General features: G+C 72.0%; 23 protein-coding genes and 2 pseudogenes. 6 read left to right on the forward strand and 19 right to left on the reverse strand.

Features of this window, described 5'->3' with window-relative positions; all coding sequences use genetic code 11:
• Positions 1–25: 25 nt before the first annotated feature.
• The 8 genes and pseudogenes from valS to ACFYPR_RS03445 form a co-directional block, all read right to left on the reverse strand.
• Positions 26–2,590, reverse strand: coding sequence for a valine--tRNA ligase (gene valS / locus ACFYPR_RS03410; RefSeq protein ID WP_387258466.1), 2,565 nt, complete (start codon positions 2,588–2,590; stop codon positions 26–28).
• Between the two features lie 56 nt (positions 2,591–2,646).
• Positions 2,647–4,527: an ABC transporter ATP-binding protein gene (locus ACFYPR_RS03415; protein WP_355138198.1), complete on the reverse strand. Its 1,881-nt coding sequence runs from the start codon at positions 4,525–4,527 to the stop codon at positions 2,647–2,649.
• Positions 4,524–6,404 (reverse strand): ABC transporter ATP-binding protein, encoded by a 1,881-nt coding sequence (locus tag ACFYPR_RS03420; protein ID WP_355063776.1) that lies wholly within the window; start codon positions 6,402–6,404, stop codon positions 4,524–4,526. Before ACFYPR_RS03420 ends, ACFYPR_RS03415 begins: the two co-directional genes overlap by 4 nt.
• A 37-nt stretch (positions 6,405–6,441) precedes the next feature.
• Entirely contained in the window at positions 6,442–6,951 is a 510-nt protein-coding gene (locus ACFYPR_RS03425; protein WP_355138196.1) for a methylated-DNA--[protein]-cysteine S-methyltransferase, read from the reverse strand.
• Positions 6,948–7,304, reverse strand: a pseudogene (locus ACFYPR_RS03430) (DNA-3-methyladenine glycosylase family protein); the annotation flags it as partial. The gene ACFYPR_RS03425 and the pseudogene ACFYPR_RS03430, both read right to left, overlap by 4 nt.
• Positions 7,305–7,396: 92 nt before the next feature.
• Positions 7,397–8,420: pseudogene (locus tag ACFYPR_RS03435) on the reverse strand (bifunctional transcriptional activator/DNA repair enzyme AdaA); the annotation flags it as partial.
• Positions 8,421–8,520: 100 nt separating this feature from the next.
• Positions 8,521–9,921 carry an FAD-dependent oxidoreductase gene (locus tag ACFYPR_RS03440; protein ID WP_355138194.1) on the reverse strand — a complete coding sequence of 467 codons (1,401 nt, stop codon included), beginning with the start codon at positions 9,919–9,921 and terminating at the stop codon, positions 8,521–8,523.
• 731 nt (positions 9,922–10,652) lie between these two features.
• The gene (locus ACFYPR_RS03445) at positions 10,653–11,162 is read right to left on the reverse strand and encodes a SigE family RNA polymerase sigma factor (protein WP_355138190.1); all 510 of its coding nucleotides are present in this window, start codon (positions 11,160–11,162) and stop codon (positions 10,653–10,655) included.
• Positions 11,163–11,302: 140 nt separating this feature from the next.
• Here ACFYPR_RS03445 and ACFYPR_RS03450 point away from each other — a divergent pair, with 140 nt between their 5' ends.
• On the forward strand, positions 11,303–11,809 hold the full coding sequence (locus ACFYPR_RS03450) for a hypothetical protein (protein WP_355138188.1): 507 nt from the start codon (positions 11,303–11,305) through the stop codon (positions 11,807–11,809).
• A 60-nt stretch (positions 11,810–11,869) separates the two neighbouring features.
• Positions 11,870–12,604 carry a peptidase E gene (locus ACFYPR_RS03455; protein ID WP_355138186.1) on the forward strand — a complete coding sequence of 245 codons (735 nt, stop codon included), beginning with the start codon at positions 11,870–11,872 and terminating at the stop codon, positions 12,602–12,604.
• 7 nt (positions 12,605–12,611) lie between these two features.
• Here the strand turns inward: ACFYPR_RS03455 and ACFYPR_RS03460 are convergent, their stop codons facing one another.
• The 6 genes from ACFYPR_RS03460 to ACFYPR_RS03485 are packed head-to-tail and all read right to left on the reverse strand — an operon-like array spanning position 12,612 to position 15,341.
• Positions 12,612–12,959, reverse strand: a complete 348-nt coding sequence (locus ACFYPR_RS03460) for a hypothetical protein (protein WP_234583867.1) — start codon at positions 12,957–12,959, stop codon at positions 12,612–12,614.
• A 29-nt stretch (positions 12,960–12,988) separates the two neighbouring features.
• On the reverse strand, positions 12,989–13,543 hold the full coding sequence (locus ACFYPR_RS03465; RefSeq protein ID WP_354857090.1) for a nucleotidyltransferase domain-containing protein: 555 nt from the start codon (positions 13,541–13,543) through the stop codon (positions 12,989–12,991).
• Positions 13,540–14,109 (reverse strand): exonuclease, encoded by a 570-nt coding sequence (locus ACFYPR_RS03470; RefSeq protein ID WP_354857087.1) that lies wholly within the window; start codon positions 14,107–14,109, stop codon positions 13,540–13,542. The genes ACFYPR_RS03465 and ACFYPR_RS03470 overlap by 4 nt, the downstream gene beginning before the upstream one ends.
• Positions 14,106–14,597 carry a hypothetical protein gene (locus ACFYPR_RS03475; RefSeq protein ID WP_354857085.1) on the reverse strand — a complete coding sequence of 164 codons (492 nt, stop codon included), beginning with the start codon at positions 14,595–14,597 and terminating at the stop codon, positions 14,106–14,108. Before ACFYPR_RS03475 ends, ACFYPR_RS03470 begins: the two co-directional genes overlap by 4 nt.
• Positions 14,598–14,605: 8 nt before the next feature.
• Positions 14,606–14,923 (reverse strand): hypothetical protein, encoded by a 318-nt coding sequence (locus tag ACFYPR_RS03480; RefSeq protein WP_354857083.1) that lies wholly within the window; start codon positions 14,921–14,923, stop codon positions 14,606–14,608.
• Between the two features lie 4 nt (positions 14,924–14,927).
• Positions 14,928–15,341, reverse strand: coding sequence for a YbaB/EbfC family nucleoid-associated protein (locus ACFYPR_RS03485; RefSeq protein WP_354857081.1), 414 nt, complete (start codon positions 15,339–15,341; stop codon positions 14,928–14,930).
• A gap of 161 nt (positions 15,342–15,502) precedes the next feature.
• On the opposite strand from ACFYPR_RS03485, the gene ychF reads away from it, so the two are divergent.
• Both ychF and ACFYPR_RS03495 read left to right on the forward strand, forming a co-directional pair.
• Entirely contained in the window at positions 15,503–16,588 is a 1,086-nt protein-coding gene (gene ychF, locus ACFYPR_RS03490; protein WP_354857078.1) for a redox-regulated ATPase YchF, read from the forward strand.
• Positions 16,589–16,703: 115 nt separating this feature from the next.
• Positions 16,704–17,540, forward strand: a complete 837-nt coding sequence (locus tag ACFYPR_RS03495; protein ID WP_355063800.1) for a class I SAM-dependent methyltransferase — start codon at positions 16,704–16,706, stop codon at positions 17,538–17,540.
• Here the strand turns inward: ACFYPR_RS03495 and ACFYPR_RS03500 are convergent.
• Entirely contained in the window at positions 17,528–17,926 is a 399-nt protein-coding gene (locus ACFYPR_RS03500) for a hypothetical protein (protein WP_355063760.1), read from the reverse strand. The two genes, ACFYPR_RS03495 and ACFYPR_RS03500, sit on opposite strands and share 13 nt — an antisense overlap.
• A 101-nt stretch (positions 17,927–18,027) precedes the next feature.
• Here ACFYPR_RS03500 and ACFYPR_RS03505 point away from each other — a divergent pair, with 101 nt between their 5' ends.
• The gene (locus ACFYPR_RS03505; protein WP_355063758.1) at positions 18,028–18,591 is read left to right on the forward strand and encodes a hypothetical protein; all 564 of its coding nucleotides are present in this window, start codon (positions 18,028–18,030) and stop codon (positions 18,589–18,591) included.
• 89 nt (positions 18,592–18,680) lie between these two features.
• On the opposite strand, the gene ACFYPR_RS03510 is transcribed toward ACFYPR_RS03505, so the two are convergent.
• From ACFYPR_RS03510 to ACFYPR_RS03525, 4 genes are all read right to left on the reverse strand, one after another.
• Positions 18,681–19,952 (reverse strand): MFS transporter, encoded by a 1,272-nt coding sequence (locus ACFYPR_RS03510; protein WP_363938820.1) that lies wholly within the window; start codon positions 19,950–19,952, stop codon positions 18,681–18,683.
• Positions 19,953–20,121: 169 nt separating this feature from the next.
• Positions 20,122–20,856, reverse strand: coding sequence for a class I SAM-dependent methyltransferase (locus ACFYPR_RS03515; RefSeq protein ID WP_387258471.1), 735 nt, complete (start codon positions 20,854–20,856; stop codon positions 20,122–20,124).
• 221 nt (positions 20,857–21,077) lie between these two features.
• Complete coding sequence (locus ACFYPR_RS03520; RefSeq protein ID WP_203147864.1) at positions 21,078–21,440, reverse strand: PH domain-containing protein; 363 nt, start codon at positions 21,438–21,440, stop codon at positions 21,078–21,080.
• Between the two features lie 44 nt (positions 21,441–21,484).
• On the reverse strand, positions 21,485–21,793 hold the full coding sequence (locus ACFYPR_RS03525; protein ID WP_354857066.1) for a 4a-hydroxytetrahydrobiopterin dehydratase: 309 nt from the start codon (positions 21,791–21,793) through the stop codon (positions 21,485–21,487).
• Between the two features lie 183 nt (positions 21,794–21,976).
• Between ACFYPR_RS03525 and ACFYPR_RS03530 the strand changes: the two genes are divergently transcribed.
• Entirely contained in the window at positions 21,977–22,417 is a 441-nt protein-coding gene (locus ACFYPR_RS03530; protein WP_355063750.1) for a (deoxy)nucleoside triphosphate pyrophosphohydrolase, read from the forward strand.
• Positions 22,418–22,501: the final 84 nt, after the last annotated feature.

The raw sequence follows: 22,501 nt of genomic DNA on the forward strand, positions 1-22,501 counted from the left end.
CGGTGCGGGCGGCGGCGGACTTCGGTCAGAAGGCGCAGGCGATGACGAGTTCCGGGGTGCGGTCGGGCAGCAGGTCGAGCTTGCCGATCCGACCGGCCGCGCGCAGGTCGTCGGCGACCAGGGTGAGCTGCTCCAGCAGCGCCGCCGGGCCCAGTGCCTCGGCCAACGGCACCTCCGCCTTCATGGACAGCTTCCGCTCCGACTTGGCCCGCCGCACCTGGCCCAACGCGTCACCGGCGAGCCGCAGCAGCGCCGGCTCTCCCGTCCCCTCGATCGTCCGGGCCACCTCGTAGGTGGTGGGCCAGGGCGCGCGGTGCACCGACCCGTACCGCCACCAGGACCAGATCTCCTCGGTGACGTACGGCAGCACCGGGGCGAACAGCCGTAGCTGCACCGACAGCGCGCAGGCCAGCGCGGCCCGCGCCGAGTCGGCAGCCGCTCCGGTGCCGTACGCCCGCTCCTTGACCAACTCGATGTAGTCGTCGCAGAAGCGCCAGAAGAACGACTCGGTGGCCTGCAACGCGGCCGTGTGGTCGTAGGAGTCGAAGGCGGTGCCCGCGGCGCTGACCACGGTGGCCAGTTCGGCGAGCATGGCCCGGTCCAGCGGGGCGGTCGCCGGTGCGCGCAACGCGTCCCCGGCGCCCAGGCCGAGCGCGAACTTCGACGCGTTGAGCAGCTTGGTGGCCAGCCGCCGGCCGACCTTGATCTGCGCCGGGTCGAAGGCCAGGTCCATGCCGGGCTTGCCGCTGGCCGCCCAGTAGCGCACCGCGTCCGAGCCGTGCTGCTCCAGCAGCGCCAGCGGGGTGACCACGTTGCCCTTGGACTTGGCCATCTTCTTGTGGTCCGGGTCGAGGATCCAGCCCGACAGCACGGTGTCCCGCCAGGGCAGCACCCCGTGCTCGAAGTGCGATCGGACCACGGTGTCGAACAGCCAGGTCCGGATGATCTCCTGACCCTGCGGGCGCAGGTCCATCGGAAAGACCTGCGCGAACAGGGCCGGGTCGGTCTCCCAGCCACCGACGATCTGCGGGGTCAGCGACGACGTGGCCCAGGTGTCCAGCACGTCCGGGTCGCCGAGGAAACCGTCCGGTTGGCCGCGCTGCGACTCGTCGTAGCCGGGCGCCGGATCACTGGACGGGTCGACTGGCAGCGCGGACTCGTCGGGCGTGAGAGGGTGGGACCAGTCCGGCTCGCCAGCGTCGTCGAGCCGGTACCACACCGGCACCGGCACCCCGAAGAAGCGCTGCCGACTGACCAGCCAGTCCCCGGTCAGGCCGCTCACCCAGTTGTCGTAGCGGTGCTTCATGTGCGCCGGCACCCAGTGCAGCTCCGCGCCCCGGGCCAGCAGCGTCGCCCGCAGGTCGGCGTCCCGCCCGCCGTTGCGCAGATACCACTGGCGGGTCGAGACGATCTCCAGTGGCCGGTCGCCGCGTTCGTAGAACTTGACCGGGTGGGTGATCGGGCGTGGCTCGCCGATCAGGTCACCGGCGTCGGCGAGCATCCCGACGATCTCCCGGCGGGCGCCGTTGACGGTCCGCCCGGCCAGCGCCGCGTACGGCGCCGCGGGCACCCCGGCCGGCGGCTCCGGAAGCAGCCGACCGTCGCGGCCGATGACCACCCGGGTGTCGAGGTCGAGATCCCGCCACCAGGTGACGTCGCTCAGGTCGCCGAACGTGCAGACCATGGCGATGCCGGTGCCCTTGGCGGGGTCGGCGAGCGGATGGGCGTACACCGGCACCTCGACGTCGAACAGCGGGCTGCGCACCGTCTGACCCACCAGGTCGGCGTACCGCTCGTCGTCGGGGTGGCAGACCAGCGCGACGCAGGCCGGCAACAGCTCCGGCCGGGTGGTGTCGACGAGCACCTCGCGCCCGCCCGGCCCGGTGAACCGCAGCCGATGGTAGGCGCCGGGGCGCCCCCGGTCCTCCAGCTCGGCCTGGGCGACCGCGGTGGCGAAGCCGACGTCCCACAGCGTCGGCGCCTCCGCCTGATACGCCTCACCCCGCAGCAGGTTGCGCACGAACGCCCGCTGGCTGGTGGCGCGGGCCACCCGACCGATCGTCGTGTACGTCAGCGACCAGTCCACCGAGAGCCCGAGTCGCCGCCAGAGGGCCTCGAAGACCTGCTCGTCGGCGACCGTCAGTCGCTCGCACAGCTCGATGAAGTTGCGCCGCGAGATCGGGGTGGGGTCGCGGCGCGCGGCCTCGTCAATCGGGGTGGCCGGGGGCCGCCACACCGGGTCGTACGGCAGGGCGGGGTCGCAGCGCACCCCGTAGACGTTCTGCACCCGACGTTCGGTGGGCAGGCCGTTGTCGTCCCAGCCCATCGGGTAGAACACGGCTTTGCCGCGCATCCGCTGGTAGCGGGCGACGGTGTCGGTGTGCGTGTACGAGTAGACGTGCCCCATGTGCAGCTCGCCCGATACGGTCGGCGGCGGGGTGTCGATGGCGTACACGTCAACACGCTTCTTCGAGCGGTCGAAGGCGTACGTGCCGTCCTCCTGCCAGCGGTGCGCCCAGCGCTCCTCGAGCCCGTCCAGACTCGGACGCTCGGGAACGCCGGCGCGGGCCGTCCTCGCCGTATCGGTCATCTGCCGATCGTAGGCATCAGCAGGGTGTCGAGCCACGGACTTGCGCATCGCCGGCTCTACACGAGCGAGTCGCGCCACTGCCGGTGCAGCGCCGCGTAGCGACCGTCGGTGGCGGCCAGCACGGCCGGTGGGCCGTCCTCGACGACCTGCCCGCCGTCGAGGACGAGCACCCGGTCCGCGGTCTCCACAGTGGAGAGGCGGTGTGCGATCACCAGCGCGGTGCGGTCCCGCAGGATGGTGCCGAGCGCCCGCTGCACGAGCCGTTCGGTCGGCACGTCCAGTGACGACGTCGCCTCGTCGAGGATCAGCACGGTCGGGTCGGCCAGGAACGCCCGGGCGAACGCGACCAGTTGCCGCTGCCCGGCGGAGAGCCGGCCGCCGCGCCGGTGCACCTGCGTCGCGTACCCGTCGGGCAGCGCGGCGATGAAGTCGTGCGCGCCGATCGCCTCGGCGGCGGCCCGCACGTCGGCGTCGTCGGCGTCCGGCCGGCCGAACCGGATGTTCTCCGCGACGGTCCCGCTGAACAGGTGGTTCTCCTGGGTCACCAGCACCACCGCGCGGCGCAGGTCGGCGTCGGCCGCCTCGCGCAGGTCGATCCCGTCCAGCAGGACCGCGCCGGCGTCCGGGTCGTGGAACCGGGCGACCAGCTTGGCGATGGTCGACTTGCCCGCGCCGGTCGGCCCGATCAGCGCCACTGTCTGCCCGGCCGGCACGGTCAGGTCCAGCCCGGCGAGGATGGGCGTGCCGGCGCGGTAGCCGAAGGAGACGCCCCGGAAGGTCAGCTCACCGTGACCGGGGCTGGTCGGCAGCGACACCGGCCGGGCGGGTTCGGCCACGGCAGGCCGCTCGTCGAGCACCCCGGCCAGCTTCTCCAGCGCCGCCGTCGCCGACTGCAACGAGTTGTAGAACTGGCTCAGCTCCTGCATCGGCTCGAAGAAGCGGCGCAGGTAGAGCAGGAACGCGGCGAGCACACCGACCTCTGTCCGCCCGCCGAGCACCCGCCATCCGCCGTAGCAGAGCACGACCGCGACCGTGACGTTGCCGATCAGCTTGATCGCCGGCGAGTACGTGGCGATCAGCCGGAACGCGTGCAGGCTGGTGCGCCGGTAGTCGTCCCCGAGCGCCACGAAGATCCGCTGGTTGCGGGGCTCCCGGCGGAACGTCTGCACCGCGCGGATACCCCGCATCGACTCGACGAAGTGCACGATGACCAGCGCCACGGCCTCCCGGGTCCGCCGGTACGCGCCGGCCGAGGCCCGCGCGAACCAGCGGGAGAGGTAGAACAGGAACGGGAACGCGAACAGCGTCACCGCGGCCAGCGGCAGGTCCAGCCAGAGCAGGATGGCGGCCACCGACAGGATCGACAACGCGGCCAGCACCAGGCTGTCGATCCCGCCGTCGACCAGTTCGGCGATCGAATCCAGGTCACTGGTGAGTCGGGACACCATCCGGCCCGACGTGTACCGCTCGTGAAAGCCCACCGACAGTCGCAGGAAGTGCCCGAACACCCGCTGCCGCAGGTCGAGGAGGACCGCCTGGCCGATCCGGGCGCTGAGGGTGAGGAAACCGCGGCGGGCCGCGTACTCGGTCACGGCGGCGACGGCGAACGCGCCGCCGACGGCGGCCAGCGGGACCGCGTTCCCGGCGCGCAGCGGCGCGATGGCCCGGTCGATGCCGACCATGACCAGGTACGGACCGGCCATCGCGGCAGCGTTCTGCGCCAGCAGCAGGCCGACCGCCGCGGCGAGCCCTCTCCGGTGCGGGCGGAGCAGATGGGCCAGCAGGGCTCGACTGTGCCGGCGCAGCCGGGCCACCGCCTCCGGGGTGGTCTCCTCGGCCCGACTCCGGTCGGCCTCCGGGTCGGTGGCCGTTCCCCGCCAGCGGGTCAGCTCCGGCTCCTCGGCGGGAGGCGGGTCGACCTGCTGCGGGGAGTTCACGAGCGCACCAGCCCCCAGCCGTCCGGGGTGGACGCGCCGGGCCCCGCCGCCCGGGTGTGCCCCAGTTCCGGGTTGGTGGCGCCGGCCGGCTGCGCGGGCGGCGGCTCGGCGGCGAGCAACGCCCGGTAGGCGGGCACGCTGGCCAGCAGTTCGGAGTGCCGGCCGATCGCGGAGATCCGTCCACCGTCGAGCAGGGCGACGCGGTCGGCCAGCGCGATAGTCGACGGCCGGTGCACCACCAAAAGCGCGGTGCTGGCCCGCAGGACCTGCCGCAGCGCCGCCTCCACCAGCGCCTCGGTGTGCACGTCGAGGGCGGACAGGGGGTCGTCGAGCACCAGCAGCGCCGGTCGGCCGAGCACCGCCCGCGCCAGCGCCAACCGCTGCCGCTGGCCGCCGGAGAGGGACAACCCCTGCTCACCCACCCGGGTGGCCAGACCCCACGGCAGGTCGTACGCGAAATCGGCCTGGGCCAGCGCGAGGGCGGCCCGGACCTCGTCGTCGTCGGCGTCCGGGCGACCCAGGGTGAGGTTCTCCCACACCGACATGGAGAAGAGCGTGGGCTCCTCGAACGCCACCCCGACCAGTCGGCGCAGCGAGGCCAGCCGCAGCTCGCGCAGGTCGTGCCCGTCCAGGGTGATCCGGCCGCCGGTCACCTCGTGCAGCCGGGGCACCAGGGAGAGCAGCGTGCTCTTGCCGCAGCCGGTGGCCCCGACCAGGGCCACCGTCTCGCCCGGCTCGATGGTCAGGTCGATTCCGTGCAGTACGGCGGTGGTGGCGCCCGGGTAGCGGAAGTCGACCCGTTCGAAGCGGAGTCGGCCGTGGATCGCCTCGCGGGCCAGCGTGCGCGCGTCCGGAGCGTCCACGATCTGCGGCGGAGTGTCCAGCACCTCCTGGATGCGGTCCGCGGCGGTGGCCGCCTCCTGACCGTTGGCGATGATCCAGCCCAGCGACTGCACCGGCCAGATGAGCATCAGTTGGAGGCTGGCGAACGCCACCAGTTCGCCGATGGTGAGCACGCCCTGCGCGGCGGCGGCAGCCCCGGCCACCAGCACCACGCCCAGGGTCACGTTGGGCACCAGGTCGAGCAGCGCCGCGGTGTTCGCCAGCAGCCGGCCCTTGCCCACACCGGTGTCGTGCAGCGTCCGGGTCCCCGCGGCGAAGCGGGCCGCCAACTCGGGCCCCCGGCCGTACGCCTTCATGGTGCGCAGGCCCTGCGCGGTCTCCTCGACGAGCGTCGCCACGTCGCCCTGCTGGTCCTGCATCCGGCGCGACGCGGTGTGGTAATGCCGGCCGAAGCGGCGGGTGATCAGCAGCAGTGGCACGGCGCTGGCGGCGACCAGCAGCCCGAGCGCCGTGTGCAGATGGATCAGCAGCAGGACCACCACCACGTAGGTGGTCAGGTTGAGCACCAGGAAGAAGACACCGAACGAGAGGAAACGGCGGATCACCGACAGGTCGCTGGTGATCCGGGAGAGCAGTTGGCCGGACTGCCAGCGGTCGTGGAAGCTGGCCGGCAGCCGTTGCAGGTGCGCGTACACGTCGGCGCGCAGCGCCGCCTCCATGCCCACCGCCGAGGAGGACTGCACCCACCGCCGGATGAAGATGAGCACCGCCTCGATCACGCCGAGCAGCAGCGCCAGGCCACCGAGCTGGAGCAGGCCGGCGGGCTCGTGCCGGGCCACCGGCCCGTCCACCACCCGCTGCACCACCAGCGGTACGGCGATCCCGGCGGCCGTGCCGGCAAGGCCCGCGACCAGCAACCAGGCGAACTCGGCGGCGTACGGGCGCAGGTAGCGGCGCAACCGCCAGAGGTTGTGCACGGGGTGGCGGCCCGCGGCGACCGGGGCGGCCCGGTCGCCGTCGCTCTCCACAGGCACTACCCGACGGTAGCGTCAATAGGTCTCGATGCTGCTGTCAGCTTGTCGTCAACCGCCGCTCATGACCGAGAAGCCACTTCTTCACGTCCAGCCCCCAGCGGTAGCCGCCGAGCGTGCCGTCGGTGCGCAGCACCCGGTGGCAGGGTACGAAGAGCGCCGCCGCGTTGCGGGCACAGGCCGCCGCCGCGGCGCGCACCGCCGGTGGCCGGCCGGCCAGCGCCGCGTACCCGGTGTAGGTGACCGGGGTGCCCGGCGGAACCTCCCGCAGCACCTGCCAGGCGTGCGCCATGAACTCGCCGCCGGTGTGCTGCCGTACCGGCACCGAGTCGATGGCCGCGAGGTCGCCGTCCAGGTAGGACCGGACGGCCACGGTCGCCGGCCCGAGGTCGGCGCGTTGCCGCAGCGGCGCCCGCAGGGTCGGGTGGATCAGGGGCAGCAGCGCCGCCGGGTCGGGGGTGAAACCGGCCGCCAGGACCTCGCCGTCGCTGCCGGCGAGGATGCTCAGCGGCCCGGTCGGGGTGGTCAGCACGGTGCTGTCGATGCTCATGCCGCTCTCCAGAGTCTGATCGTGGCGTAGGACCGCCAGGGGCGCCATCGTTCGGCGTGCGCCGTGAGGGTCGTGTCGGGCAGGCCGAGCGCTGCTGCGCCGCGGCGGATCGCGAGGTCGGTGTCGAGGAGGACGTCCGGGTCGCCGAGGGCGCGCAGGGCGAGGTAACTGGCGGTCCACGGGCCGATGCCGGGCAGCGCGAGCAGCCGCCGTACGGTCTCCTCCCGGTCCCCACCCGGCGCCAGGTCCACGGTCCCGTCCGCCACGGCGAGGGCGAGCCCACGAATGGTCTCCCGCCGCCGAAGAGGCATCCCAAAGGCGGCATCCGGAAGGGCCAGAACCTCCTCAGGGCTGAGAAACCCCCGCAGGTCAGTCCGTTGATCATGAAGTTGTTGTCGCGACACGCCGTCGTCGGGGGCAACAACTTCATGATCAACGCGGGCGGTCAGGAGGCGGGTGAGGGTTGTTCGCGCGGACGTCACCGAGACCTGCTGGCCGATGATCGCGCGAACGGCCATCTCGAAGCCGTCGACCGCGCGGGGGACGCGGATGCCGGGCTCGGCGGCCACCACCGGGGCCAGCGCCGGGTCCGCCGCGAGCGTGGCGTCGACCGCGACCGGGTCCGCGTCCAGATCGAGCAGGCGTCGGCAGCGGGCTACCGCCGGCGCGAGGTCGCGCAGGTCGGCCAGGCGCAGCGTCGCCGCCACGTGCCCGTCCGCCGGGGTCAGCGCCACCTGGCCGGCGCCGTGCGGCAATCGCAACCCCCGGTGGTACGTCCCGTCGCGCACCTCCTCCACCCCGGGCAGCGCGCGCAGCGCGAGGAAGTCCAGCAGCGCTCGGGCGTGCAGCGGCGGACGGTACGCCAGCCGGAGCGTGATGGTTCCCGCCCCGACCGCCGCCAGGTGCCGACCACGGGCCGTCCGCAGCTCGGACGGTGCGCTCGCGTACACCTCGCGGACCGTGTCGTTGAACTGCCGCACGCTGCCGAACCCGGCGGCGAACGCGATCTCGGCCATGCCGAGGCCGGTCGTCTCGATCAGGATCCGGGCGGTCTGCGCCCGCTGGGCCCGGGCCAGCGCGAGCGGCCCGGCACCCATCTCGGCGCGCAACATCCGGTGCAGGTGCCGTTCGGTGTAGCCGAGGCGGGCGGCCAGCCCCGGCACGCCGTCCCGGTCGACCACCCCGTCGGCGATCAGTCGCATCGCCCGGCCGACCACGTCGGCGCGGACGTCCCACTGTGGCGAGCCGGGTGCGGCATCCGGCCGGCAGCGGCGGCAGGCGCGCAACCCGGCGCCCTGCGCGGCCGCGGCCGACGGAAAGAACCGGACGTTCTGCCGCTTGGGGGTGGTCGCCGGGCAGGACGGCCGGCAGTAGATCCCGGTCGACGTCACGCCGGTGTAGAACCAGCCGTCGAACCGCTGGTCCCGGCTGTCCACCGCGCGGTAGCACCGTTCGAAGTCCATCTCCACGTCACCTATGGTGCCCCGCTGGTCGGGCCCTCGGCTGGCGGGAATCGGACCTGGGCGTGTGCGCGGCGGGCCGGCCGCGCACTGCCGGCCCGGGCACCGCTCAGCGGCGGCGACGGTGCGGCTGGCCGGACCGCTGCCCGGACCGGGCGGGTTGGCCGGACCGGTTCGACTGCCCCGACCGCGTGGACTGCCCGGCCAGCAGGGGCGAGCGGAACACGCCGTCCGGGTCGTACCGCTTCCACAGCCGGCGCACCCGGGCGCCGGTCTCGCCCGGGTAGATCCGGGCGAACGCGGCCGGGCCTGGTCGGCTCTCGAAGTTGACGTACTCGCCGTCGGCTCGCGCGCCGACGGCCCGCCAGGCGGTGTCCAACGCCGCGCCGCCCAGCGGTGGGAACGTCGAGGCGATGACCAGGGTGTTCTGGTGCCGGTGCGGGTAGGCCGTCGCGTCGGCGGCGACATCGTTGACCGCCCCGCCGACCGAGCGCAGTTGGATCACCGCCCGGCCCGGACCGGTGGTCGCCCGCGTGACCGCTCGCGCGACGCCCGGGTCCAGCTCGGCGAACAGGCCGTTGGTGGTCGTACCCCGTTGCTGCCCGACGTTCGGGTGCAGGTGCGCGGTCGGCACCAGCGTCGGGTAGGGCAGCAGGTCGCTGCGGTGTTCGAGCACCTTCCCAATGGCCAGCAGCGGCTCCACGACGGGCCGGACGCGGCGCAGGCTCTCCGCGGCCACCACTGCGGTGACGGACATGAGCGTCGAGCGGCCCTCGGCGAACAGCACGGCGGCGGCGGACAGCTCCCGGGGCGCCTGCGCCAGAAAGCTCGCCCACTCGCGGACGGTACGACCGTCCGGGTGCGCCTCGACGACCAGCTGCGCCACGCCCACGTTGCGCTGCTCGGCGGCCTCGATCTCGAACGCCACCACGACACCGGCCCCCGCGCCGGCGCCCCGGACCAGCCAGAACAGCTCCGGTTCGTGCGCCGCGTCGGCGCGTACCAGCGTCCCGTCCGCGAGCACGACCTCCACCGCGCGGACGCGATCGATGGTGAGGCCGTGGGCGCGTACCAGCCAGCCGACGCCGCCGCCGGTGGCCAGCCCGCCGACGCCGACACCGCCGTAGTCGCCCGAGCTGACCACCAGGCCGTACGGGGCAAGCGCCGTCGCGACGTTCGCCCAGCGGGCGCCGGCCTCGACCCGGACCAGTCCGGCCCGTTCGTCGAGCACCCGCACCCGGTTGAGCATGGACAGGTCGATCACGACGCCGCCGTTGTTGGAGGAGGCTCCGGACAGGCCGTGCCCGCCGCTGCGCACGGCGATCGGCAGTCGCTGCTCCCGGGCGTACCGGATCGCGTCGATCACCTGCGCGGTGGTCTTCGGCAGCAGCACGGCGGCCGGCGAGGCGGTCGTCGTGTACGTCGAGCGCAGCTGCGCGTACCGGCGGTCGCCGGGCGTGACGATCTGCCCCCGCAGGGAGTCGGGCACCCGGGCCATGGCGGTGGTCATCGCTGGCCCTGGGCCGCTCGGCCGTCGTGGTCGGTCATGGCCCAAGAGTGGGGCGGTGGCGACGGCGTTGGCAAACCTCGAGTCGGCCACCAACCATTGGTAGGTGGTCAATGAGCGCGGGGCGGTGACACGCGTTCGGTCGTAGTGACCGGAATCTCCGCCGACGTGGGCGTCCGGGCCGGTCCGACCGAGGCGTGGAGATCACCTCGGTCGGACCGGGCCCGATCACCTCGCGGGGCTGGGGCCCGTGCTCGGCCCGGACGGGCTCGGCTTGATCGTCGGGGAGCCCGGTCGCCCCGGAACGCCCGGCGCACCACCCGTGGTCGGCCCCGGCTCGTCCGGCCTACCCGGCACACCCGGGGGGCCGGGCTCGCCCGGCCTGCCCGGCACGCCGGGGTCTCCCGGCTCGTCGGAGGTGGCCGGCGACGGCACCGGAGCCGGTAGGCCGGGCCGGCTCGGCACGCCGGGCGGCGCCCCGGACGGGTCGGGTACGGCCGCCGGCCCCGCTGGGCTCGGCACGGCTGGCGGAGGCCCGTCCGAGCCGCTCGCGGCCAGGGCGATCGGAGCCGCGATCAGGATCGCCGCGAGAGTCCCCACCGCCCCCATCGTCACCGTGGCGCGGCGTCTGTTGCGGAACCGCCGTTCCGCTCGGTTCAACTGGTCATGCACGATCGGTGCCTCCTCGGCCAGGTCGGTGAGGGTGGATCGGATGAGGCTCTCGAAGGGATCGGTCATCGCCGTACCTCCAGCAGCTCGATCTCCGGCAGCAGGTTGCGTAGCCGCTGGACCGCCCGGTGCGTACGGCTGCGGACGGTGCCCACCGAGCAGCCGAGCAGCTCGGCCACCCGAGCTTCGGGCAGGTCCTCGTAGTAGCGCAGGACCACCACCGTCCGCTGTGCCGGTGGCAGCTGGCGCAACGCGGCACGCATCGCCAGCCGTACGTCGGAGCCGCCGCTCGGGTCCGCGCCGACCGGCTCGTCGGCCGGGTTGAGCGGCGTCTCCCGCCGTCGGCGAAGTCGCCGCCACCAGCTGATCTGCTCGCGGTACATCACCACGCGGAGATATCCCTCGGGATCGGCGTGCCGGATGGTCTCCCACTTCGGGATGGTCCGCGCCAACGCCGACTGGAACAGGTCCTCGGCGGCGTTGCGGTCCCCGGTCAGCAGGTACGCGACCCGCATCAGCGCCGGTGTCCGGTTGCCGACGAACTCGGCCAGCCGAGCGCGTTCGTCCTCGTCCACCCACCACCCCCGTTTCGTTGTCACCCATACAGACGCCCCAGGTCATCGTTGCTATCCGCGATCCGGGGTGTTTTTCCGGCCCGGAAGTGTCGGTCGTGACGGGTACCGTCCGGCCACCAACTGAAGAAGGGATGCGGGACATGACGAGCGTGGCGGGTTGGGCGGCGGCGTCGACACCGGGCGCGTTCCCGCCGCTGCCCCGCGCGGTGGCACAGTCCTTCTACCGCCGGATGCGGGCCGTCGCGCCGGCCGCCGTCGGCGCCATCGAACGGGACCGGGCGGCCGATCCCGAGCAGGTCTTCGCCGACACCGCCTGTGGCCGGTTGGCCGGCTCACTCGACGACGCGGGCCTGCGCGCACTCGGGATGTGGACCCACCACTGGTGCATGCGCTTCTACGACGACGACACCCGCGTCGGTCGGCGGTTGGTGCGCGAGATCGCCGCGCGGGCCGAGTTGGGCTGGACGGCCGACGAGGTGCGCTGGATGCTGCGCGAGTCGTTCTCGGCCGGCCCGGCCGCCGCCGACCGGTTCACCCTGCCCCGTGCCGCCGCGGCGCAACTGCCCCCGGCCGACCGGCCGCCCGCGGACCACTGGCCCGAGGTCGAGGTACCCCGCCAGCGCAGCGGCCGGCACGTGGGCGCGTGACCGGCCGCTTCGTGGCTGCGGCAGGATGGACGCCGCACCGCCCCGACGGAAGGACGCCCGATGCCCGCCAGCGAGCCGACCATCATCGCCACCAGCATGGGCTTCTCCCGGGGCGACCGAGGGCCGTACGACATGCGCCCCAGCCCGGTCTTCGAGCTGGCCGCCGAGCTGGCCGAGGCTGGTCCGCAGCCGCGGATCTGCTACCTCGGGCAGGCCCTCGGTGACCAGCCCACCTCGTTCGCCGCCGTCTACGGCGGGTTCGCCGAGACCCGGTTCCGCCTGTCGCACCTCGCGCTGTTCCCGATGCCGAACGTCGACGACGTCCGCGCCCACCTGCTCGCCCAGGACGTGATCTGGGTCTGCGGCGGCAGCGTCGCCAACCTCGTCGCGGTCTGGCGGGTGCACCGGCTCGACGAGATCCTGCACGAGTGCTGGCAGGCCGGCGTGGTGCTGGCCGGCGTCTCGGCCGGCTCGATCTGCTGGCACGTGGGCGGCGCCACCGACAGCTTCGGGCCCCGCCTGCGCGGGTTCACCGAGGCGTTGGGCTGGCTGCCGTACGGCAACGGCGTGCACTACGACAGCGAGGCCCAGCGCCGACCGCTGATGCACGAGCTGGTCGGCGACGGCACGTTGCCGACCAGCCACTGCACTGACGACGGCGTCGGCCTGGTCTACCGGGGGACCGGGCTGGTCGAGGCGGTCGCCGACCGCGAGGGCGTCTCGGCGTACGAGGTGAGCCGCAACGCGGACGGCAGTGTGCGGGAGGCGGTCATCGCGCCCCGCCTGCTTGGTTGAGCGCCGGTCAGACCCGATCCTCGAAAGCGGCGCACACGGTCGCCCGCACCTGCGGCCCCTCGATCGATCGCAGCAGCTCCCGGGCGAGGGCGATCTGGTGCGACTCGTCGACTGACCGGTCCATCGGGGTCAGCTCCACCCGCCACCGGAAGTAGAGGTAGTCGTCCTCGTCGGTGGCGGCGAGCCGCGGGTCGGCGTCCTCGTTGGGGTTGATCTCCAGCAGGTTGCCCCGGACGTCCACCGAGTCGCGGCGGTAGGGCACCGCGTCGGGCAGCCGGGTTCGGATCAGGTCGAGCAGCTCCGCCGCCGTCAGCGGGCCGTCGACCATGATGAGGAACTGCAACGTCGTCTGCACGTCTGCCACCTTGCCAGATGCGGAACCGCTCAATCGAGCGGGAGGAACGGGCCGTTGTCGAACTTGCCGCCCCGGCGCAGCACGGAGAACTGCACCTTGTGCGGCACGTGCGTGTCCATGAGCTCACGACGCAGGTGGGTGAAGTCGGTGCCCAGATCGAAGCTGGCGAGCTGACCGTTCTCGTTGATCCGGCGCAGCATCGTCTTGCGCAGCCGGGTCCCGTCCGGCGCCCGGGACAGGGAGCGTTCGGCCAGGTCGAAGAAGGTCTTGTCGTCGACGATGAGCGCCACATCGATGTCGGAGTCCGGGCGGGCGGTGCCCTTCACCCGGCTGCCGTGGGCGACCAGGTCCCCGTCGGGCAGCCCGGCCTGCCGTTGGGTCTGCCGGGCGCCCCGGGCGAACCGGGTCCACTGGCGTTCGGTGAAGCCCTGCGGGATCTGCCGGGCGGCCCGGGTGGTCGCCGCCTCGGCAGTCTCGCCCGCCACGTCGTCGGCCCGTCGCATCATGCTCCGGGCGGCCTGCGCGACGATGCCCCGAGCGGCCGTCGTGGCGCCGTCCGGCAGGTCCCGTCGACGGCCGGTCATTCCAGCCCGCCCGACTGGCGGCGGCGCAGCACGGCGTCGAAGACCTGCGCCAGTTCGGCGGCGTCCTCGCCGGCGTGGTGGGTGTGCGGTACGTCGTGCAGACCCAGCTCGTGCTTGATCTTGCCCTTGCGGGTCTGGACCCACTCGCTGCCGGTCAGCCCCATCCAGTAGCTGCGGAGGTCGACGCCGGAACCGGTGGCGCCGAACGGGCTGTGGCCGACGAAGCGCACGAAGTACCAGTGCACGAACATGCCGTCCCAGACAGCGGGAGCGGCGAGGAAGACCGGGCGGCCGATCCGGCGCAGTCCGTTGACCCAGGCCGCCGCCGCTGCCATCGCCTCCGGCGCGGTGGGCGCCTCGCGGAGCAGACGGTCCCGGTCCAGACCCGACACGGCCAGCGCGGCCGGCACGAACTCGTCGGAGATGGGACGCAGTTCGGTGTAGAACGTCAGATCCGGGCGACCGGCCACGGCCATGCCCAACGAGATCATGCTGTTCGGCCCGGGGATCGGCCCGTCCGCCTCCACGTCGACGCCGACGTACAGCTCGGGCAGCGGAGAGGTCATCCCAGCACCACCCCGATGGCCTGGTCGATCAGCATGTTCAGGACGATGTCGGTGAGCTTCTTGAAGACGGGGATCTCCAGCAGCGAGGCGCCGAACGTCGGAGCGGCCGTCGCGATCGCCTGGATGATCTGCACCAGCAGGATGATCAGCTGGACGATCACGTTGATCTTCAGGGCGAGGACGATCAGCGCGCACACGAAGAGCGTCGCCGCCACCATCTGTGCGCCGGTGCCGCCGTCCCGCAGCACCGACATCGCCGAACCGTCGGCCTCCCAGCGCTCCTGGAACGCGGTCAACGCATCGCCCTGGTTGCCGGTCAGCACCCGCTGCGCGGCCGCCGTACCCTCCGCCGCCGCGTTGTGCAGCGAGTCGGCCATCTCCATCCACATCTGGCCCAGCTCGAACATCTTCGTCTCGTCCGACTTGGGCCAGGTGTAACCCAGCTCGTTCAACAGGCCGGCGAGCTCGCCGGGCAGCATGATCCCCATCGGCCCGCCTACCAGCTCATCGTCGTGAACTGGGCGTCGTTGTCCTGCTCGACCGAGTCGTACTGGTCGGCCATCAGGCCCAAGCCGGCACCGAAGCCGCGCAGCCCGTCGACGACCGACCCGAGGCACTCCGCCGCGATCTCCTCGGCCACCTGGTACGACATGCCGATCAGGCCGCCCACGTCGTCGTCGCCGAAGATGTCGCCCATCGAGGCCGTCCGCGCGAGCAGCACCTCCCACTGCGCGGCGAGCTGCTCGGCCACCGTCGTCAGGTGGCCGCCGCCCTGCCGCAGCGCGGGCGGGTGCACCTGTAGGTCCTCGCGCATGACATCACCTCGCTGCCTGCTGGATGCGCCGCACCGCGTCGGTGAGCGCATCGGTCATCGCCGCCATGCTGCGCACCGACTCGTTCTGCAACTCGTCGAGCTGCTGGCCCAGCGCCACCGGGTCGACCGCGGGCGCGTCCGCGGCCTCGCCGGCCGCAAGGCGCAGGTCGTCCAGCGCGGCGTTGACCGCCATGGTGATCTGCTCGCCGAGCATCTCGGCGCCCATCCGGAGCGCGCGCGGGTCCACCGTCACCGACTCGACATGCTGGCCGACCGCCACGACCTCGACCTGACCGCCCGCCGCAGACCCGGTGCCCCGTGCCGGCTCGACCTCCAGATCGTCGGGGACCTGCCCGGTCGAACGCATCGACGCCAGTGCCTGTCGGGTTTGCTGGAACAGTCGGTCGAATTCCGTCACCTGGTCCACAACGCCCCCTCACGTCGCACGCGACATCGAGAGGGTAGCAACGGGACGCCACCTGCCGTACCCGCCGATGCGCGACCCGGGGCAGCGTCCGGCCCGGTGGAATCGGAGCCGCCTGGACCGGCGCGTCCGGCACCGGCGTAAGCTGGCCCGTCGTGAGTCTCACCATCGGCATCGTCGGCCTGCCCAACGTCGGCAAGAGCACGCTTTTCAACGCGTTGACCAAGAACGACGTGCTGGCGGCGAACTACCCGTTCGCCACCATCGAGCCCAACGTCGGCGTGGTCGGGCTGCCCGACGAGCGGCTGGGCAAGCTGGCGGAGATCTTCTCCTCGCAGAAGGTGCTGCCGGCCCCGGTGTCGTTCGTCGACATCGCCGGCCTGGTCCGTGGCGCGTCCAAGGGGCAGGGCCGGGGCAACGCCTTCCTGGCCAACATCCGCGACGCCTCGGCGATCTGCCAGGTCGTCCGCGCGTTCTCCGACCCGAACGTGGTGCACGTCGACGGCAAGATCTCCCCGGCCGACGACATCGAGACGATCAACACCGAGCTGATCCTCGCCGACCTGCAGACCCTGGACAAGGCGCTGCCCCGGTTGGAGAAGGAGGCCAAGCTCCGCAAGGACCGGTCCGCCGCGGTCGCCGCCGCGAAGGCCGCGATCGAGGTGCTCGACGGCGGCACCACCCTCTACTCCGGGGCCGGCGCAGCCAAGATCGAGCTGGAGCACCTGCGCGAGCTGCACCTGCTCACCACCAAGCCCTTCCTGTACGTCTTCAACGTCGACGAGGCCGAGCTGGCCAACGAGACGTTCCTCGACGAACTGCGTGCCCTGGTCGCCCCCGCCGAGGCCGTCTTCATGGACGCCAAGATCGAATCCGAGCTGGTGGACCTGCCCGAGGAGGAGGCCCGCGAGCTGCTGGAGTCGATCGGGCAGAACGAGCCCGGCCTCAACCAGCTCGTCCGCGTCGGCTTCCGTACGCTCGGGCTCCAGACGTACCTCACGGCCGGCCCCAAGGAAGCGCGCGCCTGGACCGTCCCGGTCGGCGCCACCGCGCCGGAGGCCGCGGGTGTCATCCACTCGGACTTCCAGCGCGGCTTCATCAAGGCCGAGGTGGTCTCCTACCACGACCTGGTCGAGTACGGATCGATGGCCGCGGCCAAGGCGGCGGGCAAGGTCCGCATCGAGGGCAAGGAGTACGTCATGCAGGACGGCGACGTGGTGGAGTTCCGCTTCAACGTCTGAATCCAGCTCTCCCTTCCGCGGACGCGGTCGACGGCGGCCCTGATCGACTCGGATTCCTGGAAAGCGGGGTATCCGGACGGCTGGAACACCCCGACATCCAGAAATCCGAGGGATGATGCGGGTCCGGCACGGACAGGCAGAGGGACGGTGCCTTGTGGGGGAACGGACGTTGCTCAGTTCGTCGTTCGGCTCGGCCGCGTCCGCGTACGCCGAGCATCGCCCGGATTACGCGCAGGCCGCGGTGCGGTGGGCGCTTGAGTTCGCGCCCGGCCCGCGAGTGCTCGACCTTGGTGCCGGCACCGGCAAGCTGACCCACACGTTGGTCGCCGTTGGCGCGGACGTCGTCGCGGTCGAACCCGACCCGGCGATGCTCACCGAGCTGCGCCGTGCCAGGCCAACCGTTCGTGCCCTGCCGGGTAGCGCCGAGGCGATCCCGTTGCCGGACGCGTCCGTCGACGCCGTGCTGGCCGGCAACGCCCTGCACTGGTTCGACATGGCCGTCGCGGGGCCGGAAATCGCCCGGGTCCTCGCACCCGGAGGCGTCCTGGCGGGCCTGTGGAACATCATGGACGACCGGATCGACTGGGTCGCCGAGCTCGAACGTGTCAGCGGGAGTGCGGCGATCGGCCCGCGTGACACGCGCGCCAGTTGGCGCGCGGCGACCGCTGCCATGGTCGTTCCGAGCACCGGCCTGGCCTCCCGTTTCGGTTCGTCGGAGCAGGCCGAGTTTCCGCACGGTCAGCGCCGAACCGCCGACTCCCTCACCGCGACACTCGCGACCCGGGCCGGGATGCTGGTCATGCCGGAACCGGACCGGGAGACCACGCTCGGCCGAATCCGCGACTTCCTCGCCAGTAGGCCCGAAACCGCCGAGGGTGAGTTCAACCTGCCGATGCTGACCGGCGTGCTGCGCGCCCGTCGGCGCCGACGGTCAGCAGGTCACGTGCGGTAGTAGTCGGCTCTCCAGCGCGACTGCTCGGCTACCGAGAAGCCGTCGAAGTCACCGGCGGCCTCGCACTCCAGCAGGTACTGAAGTGCGTCTGCGGCGTCCGGGGAGCCGTCGGCCTCCAGGTGGGCCTTGGTGGCGGCCAGTCCGGCGCCACACAGCAGTTGGACGTCGATGGAGCAGTGGGCGTCGAAGCTCGCTTCCTTGGCCTGCCAGATCACGAGCACGTCGCTCAGCTGGCCGGCATTGAACAGTTGCAGGCAGCACAGCTTCATGAGTTCCGTGTCCTGGTCCTGCTGGTCAGCTTCCGTCAGGAGGATCTCGCGGATCTGCGGCAGGTCCGCGGAGGACGGCCGCAGGCCGTAGCGGCGAAGGCTTTCGTCTTCGTTCACAGGCTCTCCGATACTGGGCTCACACGATTATGGAACGATCGCCGATGGTGGCCGCCGACCGAGGGCCGACGGGTCCCCGCTGCTGAATACACTCGTCGACCGTGACGCCCCGGGATGTGCGTAGATACGGCTGCGGCTACCTGATGCTGTGGTTCGCGATCGTTGGTGCTGGCATCGCCGTCGGCGACGACCTCATGGTCTGGCTGGTCGACGCACTGTCCGGGACATGGCTGCCGCTGCTCGTCGTGCTGAGCTGGCTGCCCTTCGGGTTGATCATGCTGTTCCTCCTTGCGGACTCGGCACGGATCGACGCGCCGGCGATGCGGCAGCCCTGGCTCACCCTGACAGCGGTGTGTGGCCTCGCGCTGGCCCTCCAGGTCCCGACCCTTCTTCGCAAGGAGCGGCGTTCCTCGGAGGCCTATCGGCTGGCCACCCATACCCCCGTCGGTGAAGCGCTGATCGCCGGTCTGATCGGTGCGCTCGGCGCCGCCATGGTCTGGACATTTGTGTTCCAGAGTGGGAGCTGGCTGCGCGGCAGGATTCGCGGCGAGCGGGTGCCGTTCTGGGACAGGGCCTGGGGAATGCGGCCCCGAAGCAGACGTGTCTTCGCGGTGGGCGCCGCGGCTTCGGTGCTGATGGGCCTCGGGGTCGCGCTCGTCGTGTGAGTGCGGGGTCGGCGAGCTGGACCGGGACGGCACGGTGGATCAGACAACGCGTGCGCGCGAGTGGTGACCGGCGCCGGACGACGTCCAGTTCAGCGGCGGGCACCGATCTCGGCGACGGCTGAACCGCCCGGGGTTCCCGCGCTCCGCCGCAGCGTCGCGAAGCCCGCGGCGACCAGGCCGAGGACCAGGATCGCCACGGCGCAGAGCAGCAGCGTCGGGCGCGCGCCGAAAACCCCCACCAGGGGCCCGCCCAGCATGGTGCCGAGCGGCACCGCGAGCACAAGGACGGCGCCGTTCGCGGCGAGCACCGCGGGGAGTTGCTCGGTGGACGCGCTGCGCTGGAACAACGCCATCGACGTGGACATGTACGGCGCCCAGATCAGGCCTGCCAGGGCGAACGCCGGCAGGGACAGGCCGATAGGGGCGCCCAGGCCGAGGGGCAGCATGGCGACGCCGAACCCGATGACGATGCCGATCGTGGTGGCACGCAGCGGCCAGTGGCGAAGGTGCCCGGCCACCACACCGCCGACGAGGCCGCCGACGCCAAAGGCGGTGTAGTACGCGCCGAGCAGCGTCGCGGACGCGTGCAGGTCGTCGGTGACGTGCAGCGGCATGGCGACGTACACCGGGCCGAAGAGGAAGAAGAACGCGACGCTCAGCATCAGCAGGCCGAGCAGCGCGGGCTGACGGCGGATGACCGCGAAGCCCGCGGTACGAGAGGCGCCGCGCTCGTACCGATGAATCATGTCGGTGGCGGGAAGGGCGAGGCGATAGGTGAGCGCCAGCACGGCGAACGTCGCGGCGTCGACGGCGATGACCCAGACCGGGCCCGCCCAGCCGATCAGGATGCCCGCCAGCGGCGGGCCGACGATGGTGGCGAACCCGGAGATGGTGGTGAGCACCGCGTTGGCCGGCAGGTGGTGGCGCTGCGGCAGCAGTTCGGCGATCAGGGTGAACCGCCCGGCGGAGCCCCACGAGTGCAGCAGCGCGGAAGCGGCGAGCAGGACGACGTACAGCCCGATGGTGAGCATGCCGGCGAGGTGGGCGATCGGGATCGCCGCGAGCGCTGCGGCTCGCAGGATCGCGTCCCAGCCGGCGAGCTGAGCGCCGCTGCGCTCGCGCAGCAACCGACCGAAGATGACCGTCCCGGCCGCGCTGGGCAGGGTGTACGCGGCCACCGCGACCGCGATCCACAGGAGGCCGCGCTGGCCCTGCGGCGCGAGCTGGATGGCCAGCCAGGTCACCGCGACCACCGCCATGCCGTCGCCGAGGGCGGACACGGCCAGCCCGGGCAGCACGCGCCGCAGCAGGGGATGACTGACCACCGGCCAGTAGGGCGAGGTACGCGGGAATCGAGGCATGGAGACAGTCGACCCGCCGTGGGCCGGATCGGCCAGCAACGACTGCCGACAGCAGAATCAGCCCGGAGCGAACGGCCGGCCCTCGTCCGTGGCTGACGGTGATCGACTCCGGATCGCGCGGGTGGGGGTCACGCACACCCTGCACGGGACCGGAGCCGATCGACCGCCGCTACTCCGCTCGGTAGACGGAGATGTGTGCCGGGCTGTCGGCGGCGAACGGCCGCCGGTGCCAGTCGGCGTACCGCTCGGTGAGCCGGAGCCCCGCCTGCCGCGCCATCTCGTCGATCTGGTGCGGCCAGGCGTAGCGCATGGCGAACGGTTTCAGGTGCACACCGTCACCGTCGAAGGTGATGGTCTGCCGGATGAACCGCTGCGCGGGCCGGTCGTACCGGTGCAGTCGGATCGTCGCGGAGTCCTCGGTCACCTCGCGGACCTGCACCTGCTCGTCGGCGTCGAAGCTGCGCGGGTCGGGTACGAACGTCTCGATGACGAACGCTCCGCCCGGCGACAGCACCCGGGCGACGTTGCGGAAGCAGTCCGCCTGCCGCTCGGCGTCCACCAGGTTGAACAGGGTGTTGAAGACCAGGTAGGCCAGGCGGAACGGGCCCTGCACATCCACGTCGGCCATGTCGCCGACGACCGCGGGGATCTGGTCGCCGCCGGGCTTGGCCCGCATCTGGGCCAGCATCTCCTCGGACGCCTCGATGCCGTGCACGCTGAGGCCACGCTCGGCCAGGGGCAGCGCGACGCGGCCGGTGCCGATCGCCAGTTCGAGGACCGGGCCGCCATCGGCCAGATCGGCCAGGAAATCCACGGCGGGGGCCGGGTCGGGGTTGGTGCCGCCGTCGTCGTATCCGGCGGCCCAGAGCCGGCCGAAGAGGCCGGGATCGTCGAAGACCGACATCAGCGGCCTCCGGGGTTGGGATCAGTGGCGCCCAGCAGCGCCAGGGGAACGGTCCTGCTCACGAAGTCTCGATTCCTCGGATCGGATGAGGTTGGGTCGGAGGGACTTCGTCGAGTGGGGCATGTCGGCTGCTCCTTTCGCGCGGCTGTGGACCGAGGACACCAGAGACGCCGCAGGCCCGGCAAGGCAATTACGCCAGCCGGGCCCGCGACGGGACGCGGTCAGGAGATGTGGTGCAGGATCACGTTGTGTACGTGGTGGCTCTTCTGCGCGCCACGGAACTCCACCTCGTAGGTGTGCGTGCCGACGTGGATGGCGATGGCGCCGGTGGAGAAGAACGAACCACCCCACGACTTGTTGCTGACCACGCTCACGCTGGTGATCTTCGAGTACGGGATACTGGTGATCGCGAACCGCTTCCCGACGAACGAGCGGTCCTGGATGATCACGCGGCGGTCGGTCAGCCCGATGAACCCGGTGCCGGTGCCGACAGCGTCGTAGACGGCGATGATCTGCTCGCCGTCGAGGAGGCCACTCTCGATCTGCTGGACCTGCTCTTTGCGGTCGTACGCGATGTTCGCCATGCGACCCAGGTTAGGCAACCGGTGCCAGTGGGTCGGGTGGGTCGTCAGGCCTCGGTGACCGCGCGGTACGCGTCCTCGATGCGGGCGGCCAGCAGGACCTCGCCCTCGGTCAGCGGCTCGTCGTTGCCGTGCCCGACCCGGATCTGGGTGCTGTCGGACCGGCGGCTGATCTCGGGACGCAGGTGCAGAGCGTCGGCGACGACCTTGACCCGTTCAGTTAGCGCCGCGTGTTGGGTATCGTCGATCACGAGCGTCCGCCGGATCTGTTCACCCTCCCGCGTCCAACCGGTTAGCAAGGTCAACGCGTCGGACAGGTAGTCGTGCTTGGCTCGGCTGTTGAACAGCACGCGCATCACCGCACCCCCCAAGCGCCGTTGCCGGCTTGTGGCCAAATCGTCGCCATCCCGTGTCTTGTCGGTGCCTTCTAGTCTGTCGTCGCTCGGTAAGGGTGTCCACGCCCACACTTCCGTGTTCTGTTGGACTAGCGGACGGCGTCGGTACCCAAACCGCCGATTGATCTGGCACCCTGGACGCCCGTGCAGACCGAACGGGCTAATGGCGGCGGGCAGGCCGAACGACGGGACCTGAAGGTGATCGTGGGGGCGGCGATCATCCGGGACGGACGGGTGCTCGCGTGTGCGCGCTCCGCCCCGCCCGAGGTGGCCGGCATGTGGGAGTTCCCAGGCGGGAAGGTCGAGCCGGGGGAGGGGGAGACCGAGGCGCTGATCCGGGAGTGCGCCGAGGAGTTGGCCGTACGCGTGGAGATCGGTGACCGGGTCGGCCGCAACGTCCGGATGGCCCACGGCCGCTCGGTGCTCAAGGTGTACGCGGCCCGCCTCCTGCACGGCGACGAGCCGCTGGCGTTGGAGCACCAGGCGCTGCGCTGGCTCGCCGCCGACGAGCTGGACTCGGTCACCTGGCTCCCCGCCGACGCACCGATCGTCGCCGCCCTGCGACCCCGCCTCCTCGCTGGTTGATCATGAAGTTACTGCCGCGACACGCCGGTCGGCAGGGCAATAACTTCATGATCAACAGAGCCGGTCGGGTGGGGGTATGCGGAC

It is taken from the genome of Micromonospora sp. NPDC005254 (assembly GCF_042872525.1).
Classification (GTDB): domain Bacteria; phylum Actinomycetota; class Actinomycetes; order Mycobacteriales; family Micromonosporaceae; genus Micromonospora.

Coding starts and splice junctions, on each gene's coding strand:
- valS (WP_387258466.1), bottom strand. CDS start 2,590: ATGACCGATACGGCGAGGACGGCCCGCGCCGGCGTTCCCGAGCGTCCG.
- ACFYPR_RS03425 (WP_355138196.1), bottom strand. CDS start 6,951: ATGAGCATCGACAGCACCGTGCTGACCACCCCGACCGGGCCGCTGAGC.
- ACFYPR_RS03440 (WP_355138194.1), bottom strand. CDS start 9,921: ATGACCACCGCCATGGCCCGGGTGCCCGACTCCCTGCGGGGGCAGATC.
- ACFYPR_RS03450 (WP_355138188.1), top strand. CDS start 11,303: ATGACGAGCGTGGCGGGTTGGGCGGCGGCGTCGACACCGGGCGCGTTC.
- ACFYPR_RS03455 (WP_355138186.1), top strand. CDS start 11,870: ATGCCCGCCAGCGAGCCGACCATCATCGCCACCAGCATGGGCTTCTCC.
- ACFYPR_RS03465 (WP_354857090.1), bottom strand. CDS start 13,543: ATGACCGGCCGTCGACGGGACCTGCCGGACGGCGCCACGACGGCCGCT.
- ACFYPR_RS03470 (WP_354857087.1), bottom strand. CDS start 14,109: ATGACCTCTCCGCTGCCCGAGCTGTACGTCGGCGTCGACGTGGAGGCG.
- ACFYPR_RS03475 (WP_354857085.1), bottom strand. CDS start 14,597: ATGGGGATCATGCTGCCCGGCGAGCTCGCCGGCCTGTTGAACGAGCTG.
- ACFYPR_RS03480 (WP_354857083.1), bottom strand. CDS start 14,923: ATGCGCGAGGACCTACAGGTGCACCCGCCCGCGCTGCGGCAGGGCGGC.
- ACFYPR_RS03495 (WP_355063800.1), top strand. CDS start 16,704: ATGCGGGTCCGGCACGGACAGGCAGAGGGACGGTGCCTTGTGGGGGAA.
- ACFYPR_RS03510 (WP_363938820.1), bottom strand. CDS start 19,952: ATGCCTCGATTCCCGCGTACCTCGCCCTACTGGCCGGTGGTCAGTCAT.
- ACFYPR_RS03515 (WP_387258471.1), bottom strand. CDS start 20,856: ATGTCGGTCTTCGACGATCCCGGCCTCTTCGGCCGGCTCTGGGCCGCC.
- ACFYPR_RS03520 (WP_203147864.1), bottom strand. CDS start 21,440: ATGGCGAACATCGCGTACGACCGCAAAGAGCAGGTCCAGCAGATCGAG.
- ACFYPR_RS03525 (WP_354857066.1), bottom strand. CDS start 21,793: ATGCGCGTGCTGTTCAACAGCCGAGCCAAGCACGACTACCTGTCCGAC.